Source organism: Enterobacter cloacae complex sp. 309I3, assembly GCF_050031595.1.
Classification (GTDB): domain Bacteria; phylum Pseudomonadota; class Gammaproteobacteria; order Enterobacterales; family Enterobacteriaceae; genus Enterobacter; species Enterobacter cloacae.
Map to the genome: position 1 here is coordinate 3,856,504 of NZ_JBLGWI010000001.1, position 12,034 is coordinate 3,868,537.

Consider the following 12,034-nt stretch of genomic DNA (forward strand, 5'->3'; position numbering starts at 1 on the left):
CTAACTGCCGCAGACAAAGAGAAAAGGGACGTTGACATGTTGACACCACATTAAATGTTATAACGTAACAATAATGAAAGGCGATTGAGATGTAAATGGCGCGTTTGCAAAGGGAGTGTGGCGAAATGTTTCTGCAAAATTCCCCTCTCCCGTGGGAGAGGGGGGAATAAAGCGACTTACTGACTGAACGGTGACGCCGCAGGGACACGCGCCTGCGATACCGCCAGGCCCAGCTGCCACACGGCCATCGCATAGTGCGTGCTGTGGTTATAGCGGGTGATGGTGTAGAAGTTTGGCATACCGTACCAGTACTGATACCCGGTTCCTACATCCAGGCGCAGCAGGCTCACCTGATCGACATTACCCAGCGGCTGCGTTGGCGTTAAACCTGCCGCCGTCAGCTGCGCAACGCTGTATTTGGTTTTGAAGCCGTTTTCCAGACCAAACGCTTCGCCGTTAGCCTGCACGGCAACCTGCCCACCCGGCGTCCAGCCGTGTGCCTTGAAGTAGTTCGCCACGCTGCCGATGGCATCCACCGGATCCCACAGGTTGATGTGACCATCTCCGTTAAAGTCGACGGCATACTGCTTGTAGGAAGAGGGCATAAACTGGCCGTAGCCCATCGCTCCGGCAAACGACCCTTTCAGATCGAGCGGGTCATCCTGTTCGTTACGCGCCATCAGCAGGAAGGTTTCCAGCTCGGAAGAGAAGTACTCGGCACGACGCGGATAGTTAAACGAGAGCGTGGCCAGCGCATCAAGAATGCGCGTTTTGCCCATCACGCGGCCCCAGCGCGTTTCCACACCAATAATGCCGACGATGATTTCAGGCGGCACGCCGTAGACCTGCCACGCGCGATTGAGGGCATCTTCATACTGATTCCAGAACACCACGCCATTTTGCACGTTGTCCGGGGTAATAAACTGTTTGCGATAGCGCAACCACGCACCGTTTGGCCCGGTTGGCACCTGCGCTGACGGTGCCTGCCTGTCCATCAGGCGCAGCACGTAGTCCAGACGTTTCGCCTGCGACAAGATTTCATGCAGTTGCTGTCTGTCAAAGCCGTGTTTGCTCACCATTTTATCGATGAACTGTTCGGCCGCCGGGTTATTCGCGAAGTCGCCCCCCATCTGCATCATATTGTGCTGCGGCTCCAGCAGGAATCCTCCTGAAGGCGCGCCAGCCGTCTGCACAGCGGCTTCAGTCTTGGGTTTACTACTACAGGCGGACAGCAGAATAAGCGCAGGTAACAACGCTGCATAACGACGCTTGAACATGGGACATCCATTTAACGGGTTCGATAAGAACCCAGTATGGTAAAGCATCCGCAACACCTCAAGGAAGCGGTACGCGCCTTACCCACCAAATCTTTACGCTCCTCAACGCAAATCTGCGCTTTTTTCAACCAAAATGCGTCACCCCCGCCCATTAACTTTCAAAATAATCCATTTTTCTTTCATTGTGAGATCTGATTAACACTTTAAAAACTTTCAAAGTGATTATTATTAGTCCCGGAAATACAAAACAAGAAAAGCCTCACAGGAGAGAAGAATGATAGAAACCATCACCCACGGCGCCGAGTGGTTCATCGGGCTGTTTCAGAAAGGCGGAGAAGTCTTCACCGGCATGGTGACCGGGATCCTGCCCCTGCTGATCAGCCTGCTGGTGATCATGAACGCGCTGATTAATTTTATCGGCCAGCAACGTATTGAACGCTTCGCCCAACGCTGTGCCGGGAACCCGTTATCCCGTTACCTGCTGTTGCCCTGCATTGGAACCTTCGTTTTCTGCAACCCCATGACCTTAAGCCTCGGCCGCTTTATGCCAGAAAAATACAAGCCGAGTTATTACGCCGCCGCCTCATATAGCTGTCACTCCATGAACGGCCTGTTCCCGCATATCAACCCGGGGGAACTGTTTGTTTATCTCGGCATTGCCAGCGGCCTGACCACGCTTGGCCTGCCGCTCGGCCCACTGGCGGTGAGCTATCTGCTGGTCGGCCTGGTCACCAACTTCTTCCGTGGCTGGGTGACCGATCTCACCACCACCATTTTTGAGAAAAAAATGGGCATCCAGCTTGAGCAACGCGTTCATTTGTCAGGAGCCACAGCATGAGCCGGATCCGTATTGAGAAAGGCACGGGTGGCTGGGGCGGCCCGCTGGAGTTCGACGCCACCGAAGGCAAAAAAATCGTCTATATCACCGCAGGCACACGCCCGGCGATTGTCGACAAACTACGCGAGCTGACCGGCTGGGAAGCGGTCGACGGTTTCAAAGAAGGCGAACCACCGGAGGCGGAAATCGGCGTGGCGGTTATCGACTGCGGTGGCACCCTGCGCTGCGGCCTCTATCCGAAGCGTCGCATTCCGACGGTGAATATTCACTCCACCGGAAAATCAGGACCGCTGGCGCAGTACATCCTCGAAGACATTTATGTCTCAGGCGTGAAGGAGGACAACATCACGCTGGTGAATGGCACTTCCGCGCCGCAAAAAGCCGCACCGCGTGATTACGACACCAGTAAGAAGATCACCGAGCAGAGCGACGGCCTGCTGGCGAAGGTCGGCATGGGAATGGGATCCGCCGTGGCGGTACTGTTCCAGTCCGGGCGCGACACCATCGACACGGTGCTAAAAACCATTCTGCCGTTTATGGCCTTCGTCTCCGCGTTAATCGGCATCATCATGGCCTCCGGTCTGGGAGACTGGATCGCCCACGGCCTCGCCCCGCTTGCCAGCCACCCGCTCGGTCTGGTGACGCTGGCGCTGATCTGCTCCTTCCCGCTGCTGTCGCCGTTCCTCGGCCCGGGGGCGGTGATTGCTCAGGTCATCGGCGTCCTGATTGGCGTGCAGATTGGTCTGGGCAATATTCCTCCGCACCTGGCTCTGCCTGCGCTGTTTGCCATTAACGCTCAGGCGGCCTGCGACTTCATTCCCGTTGGCCTGTCTCTGGCCGAAGCGCGCCAGGACACCGTACGCGTGGGCGTGCCGTCTGTGTTGGTCAGTCGTTTCCTGACGGGCGCACCGACGGTGCTGATTGCCTGGTTCGTTTCCGGCTTTATTTATCAATAAGAGGTTCCTGCGATGACAGTGATTTATCAGACCACCATCACCCGCATCGGCCAGAGCGCGGCCGATGCGCTCAGCGACCAGATGCTGATCACTTTCCGCGAAGGTGCACCGGCAGATATCGAAGAGTTTTGCTTTATCCACTGCCACGGCGAGCTGCACGGAGCGTTAAAGGCAGGAAGCCAGCTGGAGCTGGGTGACACCCGCTATGCCGTCACTGCCGTGGGCGACGTGGCCGAGCAAAACCTGCGCGAGCTGGGCCACATCACCCTGCGGTTCGATGGCCAGCCGCAGGCAGAGTATCCCGGCACGGTTCACGTGGAGGGGCCGGTTCCGCAGGCTGTTACCCCAGGCTGCACATTAAAATTTGTTGCGTAATTAAGGAGAGCGTTATGAGTCAGGTTGCCGTTGTCATTGGTGGAGGACAAACCTTAGGAGAGTTTCTCTGCCGTGGGCTTGCCGCAGAAGGTTACCGCGTGGCGGTAGTGGATATTCAGAGTGAGAAAGCCGCCCGCGTGGCGGATACCATCAACACCGAGTTTGGTGAGGGGATGGCGTACGGGTTTGGTGCCGATGCCACCAGCGAGCAGAGCGTCATGGCGCTGGCTCGCGGGGTAGACGAGATTTTTGGCCGTACCGACCTGCTGGTCTACAGCGCAGGGATCGCGAAAGCGGCGTTTATCAGCGATTTCGAACTGGGGGACTTTGACCGCTCGCTGCAGGTGAATCTGGTGGGTTACTTCCTCTGCGCCCGCGAATTTTCCCGTCTGATGATCCGCGACGGCATTCAGGGGCGCATCATTCAGATCAACTCCAAATCGGGCAAAGTGGGCAGTAAGCATAACTCCGGCTACAGCGCGGCGAAATTTGGCGGCGTAGGGCTGACCCAGTCTCTGGCGCTGGATTTGGCCGAATACGGGATTACCGTTCACTCGCTGATGCTGGGCAACCTGCTCAAGTCGCCAATGTTCCAGTCGCTGCTACCTCAATACGCCACCAAGCTTGGCATCAAAGAAGACGAAGTGGAGCAGTATTACATCGACAAAGTGCCGCTGAAGCGCGGGTGCGACTATCAGGACGTGCTGAACATGCTGCTGTTTTACGCAAGCCCAAAAGCCTCGTACTGCACCGGCCAGTCGATTAACGTCACCGGTGGGCAGGTGATGTTCTGATCGAGCAGGCTGATGCCCTCACCCTCTCCCTGTGGGAGAGGGAATATAACAAGGAGCCGATATGGTAACCGCACTCATCACCGTCGCCGCCCTCGCCTGGATCTGCCAGATGGCATTCGGCGGCTGGCAGATCCATCAGTTTAACCGCGCATTTGACGCCCTGTGCCAGAAGGGCCGCGTGGGCGTCGGGCGCTCCGGGGGGCGCTTTAAACCGCGCGTCGTGGTTGCAATTGCGCTGGATGATCAGAATCGGGTATGCGACTCCCTCATCATGCGCGGGATGACGGTGTTTGCCCGCCCGGTGAAAATTCAGGCAATTAACGGCATATCGTTGCAGGAATTACAGCCTGATGTGATCTTCCCCCACGATCCACTCTGTCAGAATGCACTATCATTAGCGCTTAAATTGAAACATGGATAATTTCGTTGTGAACGCGATAAGCTTGCGAAATTATCATTTCGCAACGTAAGGAACGAAGCGCCTATGAAACCTCGTCAGCGGCAGGCGGCCATTCTTGAGCATCTGCAAAAGCAGGGAAAATGCTCAGTAGAAGAGCTGGCCCACTACTTTGACACCACCGGCACAACGATACGCAAGGACCTGGTATTGCTCGAAAACGCAGGCGCGGTCATTCGAACCTACGGTGGGGTGATGCTCAACAAAGATGAAGCCGACCCACCTATCGATCACAAAACGCTGATCAACACCCACCAGAAAGCGCTGATAGCCGAAGCCGCGGTGAAATTTATCCATGATGGTGACTCCATTATTCTTGACGCGGGCAGCACCGTCCTGCAGATGATCCCGCTGCTCAACCGCTTTAACAACATCACGGTGATGACCAACAGTCTGCACATCGTCAACGCCCTGGCAGAGTTCGACAGCGAACAAACCATTCTGATGCCCGGCGGTACCTTCCGTAAGAAATCGGCGTCCTTTCACGGCCAGCTGGCGGAAAATGCCTTCGAGCACTTCAGCTTTGACAAACTGTTTATGGGCACCGACGGCATCGACCTGAACGCCGGTGTCACCACGTTCAACGAGGTGTTCAGCGTCAGTAAAGCCATGTGCAACGCCGCCCGGGAGGTTATTTTGATGGCGGACTCCTCGAAGTTTGGCCGTAAAAGCCCCAACATAGTCTGTAGCCTTGAAAGCGTCGATACGCTGATTACCGACGCAGGGATCGATCCGGCGTTCAAAAAAGCGCTGGAAGAGAAAGGCATTGATGTGATCGTAACTGGAGAAAAAGATGAGTGATTTTCTGTTAAACGCAGGCCGTCAGACCCTGATGCTGGAGCTGCAGGAAGCCAGCCGCCTGCCAGAAAGGCTGGGTGAAGATTTTGTGCGCGCCGCCAATATTATTATCGAGTGCAAAGGCAAAGTGATTGTCTCCGGGATCGGCAAGTCCGGCCACATCGGCAAAAAAATTGCCGCAACGCTGGCGAGCACCGGGACACCGGCGTTCTTCGTGCACCCGGCTGAAGCCCTGCACGGCGATCTGGGGATGATTGAAAGCCGTGACGTGATGCTGTTTATCTCCTACTCCGGCTCGGCCAAAGAGCTGGATCTCATCATCCCGCGCCTGCAGGAAAAATCGATCGCCCTGCTGGCCATGACCGGTAAATCCCGTTCGCCGCTGGCGCTGGCGGCCAAAGCGGTGCTGGATATTGCCGTGGAGCGCGAAGCCTGCCCGATGCACCTCGCCCCCACCTCCAGCACCGTCAACACCCTGATGATGGGCGACGCGCTGGCAATGGCGGTGATGCAGGCGCGCGGTTTCAATGAAGAAGATTTCGCCCGTTCACACCCTGCCGGGGCGCTCGGCGCACGGCTGCTGAATAATGTTCATCACCTGATGCGCTCTGGCGATGCCATCCCGCAGGTCAAACTCGACACCAGCGTGATGGACGCGATGCTGGAGCTGAGCCGCACCGGGCTGGGGCTGGTCGCCGTCTGCGACGATACGCGCCAGGTTAAAGGCGTCTTTACCGACGGCGACCTGCGCCGCTGGCTGGTGGGCGGCGGCAAGCTGGAGGCACGCGTCTCAGAAGCGATGACCTCTGGCGGGTTAACGCTGAATGCCAACAGCCGCGCCATTGAAGCCAAAGAGGTGCTGATGAAACGTAAAATCACCGCCGCGCCGGTGGTGGATGACGCTGGCCGCCTGTGCGGCGCCATCAACCTGCAGGATTTCTACCAGGCAGGCATTATTTAACCCTTCAGTCCCAGACGCTTCGCCAGCCGGTGCAGGTTGGCGACGTCCATTTCCAGCGCCCGCGCGCACGCCGCCCAGCTGCGGTTGTTCTGTTCCAGCGCGCGGGTAATCATCTGACGCTGAAATTCTTCCGTCGCTTCACGCAGGTTCTCGTTCACGTTTTCAGGCGCAGCGGGCTTCACGGACGGTATATTTTCATCATGCAGGGCAAAATGGCGCGCATGAATCACGATTTCATCCCCCGAGCGCGTCGCCCGCGCCAGCACCACCGCGCGATGGATGGCGTGCTCCAGCTCGCGTACATTACCCGGCCAGCCGTAGGTCAGCAGATGGCTTCGCGCCCCCGGGCTTAATACCACGCGCGACAAGCCCATTTTGAGCCGACACTGTTCGCAGAAAAAACCCGCCAGCAGCACCACATCGTCCCCACGCTCGCGCAGCGGCGGCACGGTAAGCGGAAAAACACTCAGACGATGGAACAGATCGGCGCGGAAATTGCCGTTCAGCACCGCTTCGCGCAGGTCGCGGTTGGTTGCCGCCAGCACGCGCACGTTGACCCGTAAGCTGCGGTCGTCTCCCACGCGCTGAATATCACCGTACTGTAATACGCGCAGCAGCTTGGCCTGCAGCGACAGCGAAAGCTCGCCTATTTCATCGAGGAACAGCGTGCCGTTATCGGCCATTTCAAACTTGCCGCTGCGGTTGCTGATGGCCCCGGTAAATGCCCCTTTGACGTGACCAAACAGCTCGCTTTCCGCCACGCTTTCCGGCAGTGCGGCGCAGTTAAGGTAGACCAGCGGGTTGGCCGCACGCGGTGAAGCTTCGTGAATGGATTTCGCCACCAGCTCTTTACCGGTGCCGGTCTCACCGAAGATCAGCACGTTCAAATCGGATGCCGCGACGATCTCAATCTCTTTTTTGAGTTGTACCATGCCTGGCGAGAGGCCAATCATCTCCGTATGCGCGACCTGTTCAAACGCCGCCGGGCTGCCGGGAAGAATATTCTGGCTCTCCAGCTGTTCAATCAGCAGAGCATTGTTCAGCGCCCCGGCCGCCAGGGCCGCAATCAGGCGCAGTTCTTCGTCGCTGAAGGTATCGAACTGGTCCGGCGACATGCCGTCGAGTGTCAGCGCCCCAATCAGGTTTTGTCCGGCAAACAGCGGCAGGCCGATACAGGCGTGCACCTTCAGGCTCTCCTGCCCAGGTATAAGGCCGTCGTACGGGTCGGGCAGATCGCTGTCTGCCGGAAAACGCACTACGTCACCCGCCCGGGCGATGGTCTCCAGCCGCGGGTGGCCTTCCAGCGTAAAGCGTCGCCCGAGCACGTCCTGCGCCAGCCCGTCGATGGCCAGCGGAATAAACTGCCGTCCCTCGTAGCGCAGCAGCGCCGAAGCATCGCAGTCCAGCACGTGGCGCAGCGTGGAGATCAGCCGCTGAAAACGATCCTGATGCCCGATGCCGGTTTGCAGTTCAATGGCGATTTTCGCCAGCACGTCTACGGAAAAGCTCATGTCTGCCTCGCTGTCATTTTGACAATACATAGTGTCATATTGACATCTTTAACGATAGTCATAATGACTACCCATTCCGGGGCATAAAAAATTTAATCCATAAAAATCAATAAAATAAAAGTTGGCACGCAAGTTGATATAGACAAAACAACTTATTCAACACGCCGTATTATTTGAGGTTGCTATGTCTATTCTGGTTAAAAATAACATTCATTGGGTTGGTCAACGTGACTGGGAAGTGCGTGATTTTCACGGAACGGAATATAAAACGCTGCGCGGCAGCAGCTATAACAGCTATCTCATTCGTGAAGGTAAAAACGTACTGATCGATACCGTCGATCATAAATTCAGCCGCGAGTTCGTGCAGAACCTGCGCAGTGAAATCGATCTGAACGACATCGACTACATTATCATCAACCACGCGGAAGAGGATCACGCCGGGGCGTTGACCGAGTTGATGTCCCACATTCCGGATACCCCGATCTACTGCACCACCAACGCCATCGACTCCATCAACGGTCACCATCACCATCCGGAGTGGAACTTCCACACCGTGAAAACCGGCGACACGCTGGATATTGGTAACGGTAAACAGCTGATCTTCGTAGAAACCCCGATGCTGCACTGGCCGGACAGCATGATGACCTACCTGACCGGCGACGCGGTGCTGTTCAGCAACGACGCCTTTGGTCAGCACTACTGCGACGAACGCCTGTTTAACGATGAAGTGGATCAGACCGAGCTGTTCGAACAGTGCCAGCGCTACTACGCCAACATCCTGACCCCGTTCAGCCGTCTGGTGACGCCCAAAATCACCGAGATCCTCGGCTTCAACCTGCCGGTGGATATGATTGCCACCTCCCACGGCGTGGTGTGGCGTGAAAACCCCACCCAGATCGTTGAGCTGTACCTGAAATGGGCGGCGGATTATCAGGAAGACCGCATCACGATTTTCTACGACACCATGTCCAACAACACCCGCATGATGGCAGACGCCATCGCCCAGGGCATCAACGAGGTGGACCCGAACGTGGCGGTGAAAATCTTCAACGTGGCGCGCAGCGATAAAAACGAGATCCTCACCAATGTCTTCCGCTCTAAGGGCGTGCTGGTGGGCACCTCCACCATGAACAACGTGATGATGCCGAAAATTGCTGGCCTGGTGGAAGAGATGACCGGCCTGCGCTTCCGTAACAAACGCGCCAGCGCCTTTGGCTCCCACGGCTGGAGCGGCGGCGCGGTAGATCGTCTCTCCACCCGCCTGCAGGATGCCGGTTTTGAGATGTCCATGAGCCTGAAGGCCAAATGGCGCCCGGATCTTGACGCGCTGGAAGTCTGTCGTCAGCACGGCCGCGATATTGCTCGTCAGTGGGCGCTTGCACCGCTTCCTGAGGCCGCAGCACTCCCCGCCGAACAGCCGCAAACCTGTGCCGGGGCAGCCAGCCCCGATCTCGGTCCACGCATGCAGTGCAGCGTCTGCCAGTGGATCTACGACCCGGAACTGGGCGAGCCGTTGCAGGACGTGGCTCCAGGTACGCCGTGGAGTGAGGTGCCGGACAACTTCCTCTGCCCGGAATGTTCCCTCGGAAAAGACGTCTTTGACGAACTGGCAACGGAGGCAAAATGAGCAACGGTATCGTCATCATCGGCTCGGGTTTTGCCGCCCGCCAGCTGGTGAAAAATATCCGCAAACAGGACGCTAATGTGCCGCTGACGATGATCGCGGCCGACAGCATGGACGAGTACAACAAGCCCGATTTAAGCCATGTGATTAGCCTGAACCAGCGCGCCGACGATCTCACCCGCCAGACGGCGGGGGAGTTCGCGGAGCAGTTCAACCTGCGTCTGTTTCCGTACACCTGGGTCACCGATATTGACGCCGATGCCCACGTGGTAAAAGCGAAAGATAAAACCTGGCAGTACGACAAGCTGGTGCTGGCGACGGGGGCCTCTGCGTTCGTGCCGCCGGTTACCGGCCGCGAGCTGATGATGACGCTCAACAGCCAGCAGGAATATCGGGCCAGCGAAACGAAGCTTCGTGATGCAAAACGGGTAATGATTGTTGGCGGCGGTTTGATTGGCACCGAGCTGGCGATGGATTTTTGTCGGGCGGGTAAAGCCGTCACCCTGGTCGACCACGCGGCAAGCATTCTGTCGGCCTTGATGCCTGCAGAAGTAAGCAGTCGCTTACAGCACCGTCTGACCGACATGGGCGTGCATCTGCTGTTGAAATCGCAACTGCAACATCTGAGCGAAACCGAAGGCGGCATTCGCGCGACGCTTGACCGCCATCGCAGCCTGGAAGTCGATGTGGTGGTTGCCGCGACGGGGTTGCGCCCGGAAACGGCGCTGGCGCACCGCGCAGGCGCTGAAACAGGCCGTGGCGTGAAGGTGAATAGCTACCTGCAAACCACGCAACCCGACATTTACGCCCTGGGGGACTGCGCGGAAATCAACGGCCAGGTACTGCCTTTCCTGCAGCCGATCCAGCTTAGCGCAATGTATCTGGCAAAAAACCTGCTCGGCAACAGCGCGCCGCTGAAATTACCGGCCATGCTGGTGAAGGTGAAAACGCCGGCGTTGCCGCTGCATCTGGCAGGTGAAACCCAGCGCCAGGATCTGAACTGGCAGATCGCTGTGGAAGCTCAGGGAATGGTCGCGCGCGGCTCTGACGCCGATGGCCAGCTCCGCGCCTTCGTGGTTAGCGAAGATCGGATGAAGGAGGCTTTCGCGCTACTGAAATCGCTGCCCGCTTAACCCTTAACCTTTTACCACGCTTACTTAACCCTGGGATTTTATTATCCGCAGCCCCGATGCCCCGGGGCTTTTTTTTACGTAATCTATTAGCAAGATAAATACAAAAGAGGTAAATCATCGCCATCTGTCCTTAACTTATTATTTAACTGAATATAAAAGCGTAAAAACCTTCATAAACAGCAAGATATTCATTCCATTTTTCCAGTAAAACGGCACCCTGCTTCGCTTTACCGGAACGACATCATGGCGATTTTACCCCTCAAACACAATGGTTTTAGCGCAGCGCTCTGGAATGTATGACCAGCGCGTCGTAGCCGCGCCAGCGGTAGTTGATCATGGAGATCAGCCAGCAGGCGACAAACAGCCCAACCACCACAAAACCGGCGTTGCCGAGGTTATCGTTGACGGCACCAATGCGATCCCAGATGCCGCCGCTGAGGGCAAATTTATCCATCAGCAGCCCAAGCGCTTCCAGCCCGCCGATAAACACCGCCACCACCACAGAGGTACCGGTAATGGTCATGTTGTAGTAGAGCTTGCGCTGCGGCTTGTTAAATGCCCAACCGTAAGCCCCCACCATCAGCAGGTTGTCGAGGGTATCCACCAGCGCCATGCCGCTGGCGAAAAGCGCCGGGAAGATCATGATTGACCACACCGACATGCCGTTTGAGGCGCTGGCGGCAGAGATCCCGAGCACGCCGATTTCGGTGGCGGTATCAAAACCAAGCCCGAACAGAAAACCGACCAGATACATCTGCCAGCTTTTGTTGACCAGGCGGAAAGTCGCGCCAAACAGCCAGTTCATTACTCCGCCCTGCGCCGGGAGGGAGATGTCTCCCTGCACCGCCTGCCCGTTTTTCAGCGCCTGGAAATTGCGCCAGACGCCGCGCAAAATCACCATATTGACTAACGCCATCGCCAGCAGGAACGTCGCGGAGACGGCCGTGCCAATCAGGCTGCCGGTTTCATGAAACCAGGCCATATTTTTCTGAAACGCGGTCGCCGTCGCGGCAATGGCGATGGAGGCCAGCACCACAATGGTGGAGTGCCCCAGTGAGAACCACGCCCCGACACCAGAGGGGCGCTTGCCCTGCTGCATCATCTTGCGTGTCACGGTATCAATGGCCGCGATGTGGTCAGCATCCACCGCGTGACGCAACCCATAGCACCAGGCAAGCAGGCTTGCGGCCATTAACGCAGAACTGCTGCTAAAGGCGTTCCACGCCCAGCCCCACGCCAGAAGATTAGCCATTACCAGCGCCAGCAGCAGGAGCGCGGCGCGAGGTTCATTGCGTAAGCGTCGTAACATT

The 12,034-nt window shown here is 57.1% G+C and carries 12 protein-coding genes; 9 read left to right on the forward strand and 3 right to left on the reverse strand.

What is annotated here, in order from left to right; all coding sequences use genetic code 11:
* Positions 1 to 176 precede the first annotated feature (176 nt).
* On the reverse strand, positions 177 to 1,277 hold the full coding sequence (gene mltB, locus ACQG22_RS18450; protein ID WP_023620633.1) for a lytic murein transglycosylase B: 1,101 nt from the start codon (positions 1,275 to 1,277) through the stop codon (positions 177 to 179).
* 274 nt (positions 1,278 to 1,551) lie between these two features.
* On the opposite strand from mltB, the gene srlA reads away from it, so the two are divergent.
* From srlA to gutQ, 7 genes are all read left to right on the forward strand, one after another.
* Positions 1,552 to 2,115, forward strand: coding sequence for a PTS glucitol/sorbitol transporter subunit IIC (gene srlA, locus ACQG22_RS18455; RefSeq protein ID WP_013098444.1), 564 nt, complete (start codon positions 1,552 to 1,554; stop codon positions 2,113 to 2,115).
* Entirely contained in the window at positions 2,112 to 3,071 is a 960-nt protein-coding gene (srlE, locus tag ACQG22_RS18460) for a PTS glucitol/sorbitol transporter subunit IIB (RefSeq protein WP_020689263.1), read from the forward strand. The genes srlA and srlE overlap by 4 nt, the downstream gene beginning before the upstream one ends.
* Positions 3,072 to 3,083: 12 nt before the next feature.
* Positions 3,084 to 3,446: a PTS glucitol/sorbitol transporter subunit IIA gene (srlB, locus tag ACQG22_RS18465; protein ID WP_013098446.1), complete on the forward strand. Its 363-nt coding sequence runs from the start codon at positions 3,084 to 3,086 to the stop codon at positions 3,444 to 3,446.
* 14 nt (positions 3,447 to 3,460) lie between these two features.
* Positions 3,461 to 4,240, forward strand: a complete 780-nt coding sequence (gene srlD, locus ACQG22_RS18470) for a sorbitol-6-phosphate dehydrogenase (protein WP_013098447.1) — start codon at positions 3,461 to 3,463, stop codon at positions 4,238 to 4,240.
* Between the two features lie 61 nt (positions 4,241 to 4,301).
* Positions 4,302 to 4,661: a transcriptional regulator GutM gene (gutM, locus tag ACQG22_RS18475; protein WP_040023800.1), complete on the forward strand. Its 360-nt coding sequence runs from the start codon at positions 4,302 to 4,304 to the stop codon at positions 4,659 to 4,661.
* 63 nt (positions 4,662 to 4,724) lie between these two features.
* Complete coding sequence (gene srlR, locus ACQG22_RS18480) at positions 4,725 to 5,498, forward strand: glucitol operon DNA-binding transcriptional repressor SrlR (protein ID WP_013098449.1); 774 nt, start codon at positions 4,725 to 4,727, stop codon at positions 5,496 to 5,498.
* A complete protein-coding gene (gutQ, locus tag ACQG22_RS18485) occupies positions 5,491 to 6,456 on the forward strand; it encodes an arabinose-5-phosphate isomerase GutQ (RefSeq protein ID WP_045902012.1) in 966 nt (321 codons plus the stop codon). Before srlR ends, gutQ begins: the two co-directional genes overlap by 8 nt.
* On the opposite strand, the gene norR is transcribed toward gutQ, so the two are convergent.
* Entirely contained in the window at positions 6,453 to 7,967 is a 1,515-nt protein-coding gene (gene norR / locus ACQG22_RS18490) for a nitric oxide reductase transcriptional regulator NorR (RefSeq protein WP_102752694.1), read from the reverse strand. The genes gutQ and norR overlap by 4 nt on opposite strands.
* 184 nt (positions 7,968 to 8,151) lie before the next feature.
* On the opposite strand from norR, the gene norV reads away from it, so the two are divergent.
* Entirely contained in the window at positions 8,152 to 9,594 is a 1,443-nt protein-coding gene (gene norV / locus ACQG22_RS18495; protein ID WP_178328313.1) for an anaerobic nitric oxide reductase flavorubredoxin, read from the forward strand.
* Positions 9,591 to 10,724, forward strand: coding sequence for an NADH:flavorubredoxin reductase NorW (norW, locus tag ACQG22_RS18500; RefSeq protein WP_038984768.1), 1,134 nt, complete (start codon positions 9,591 to 9,593; stop codon positions 10,722 to 10,724). Before norV ends, norW begins: the two co-directional genes overlap by 4 nt.
* Positions 10,725 to 10,998: 274 nt before the next feature.
* On the opposite strand, the gene ACQG22_RS18505 is transcribed toward norW, so the two are convergent.
* Positions 10,999 to 12,033 (reverse strand): HoxN/HupN/NixA family nickel/cobalt transporter, encoded by a 1,035-nt coding sequence (locus tag ACQG22_RS18505; protein WP_369706675.1) that lies wholly within the window; start codon positions 12,031 to 12,033, stop codon positions 10,999 to 11,001.
* Between the last annotated feature and the right edge of the window lies 1 nt (position 12,034).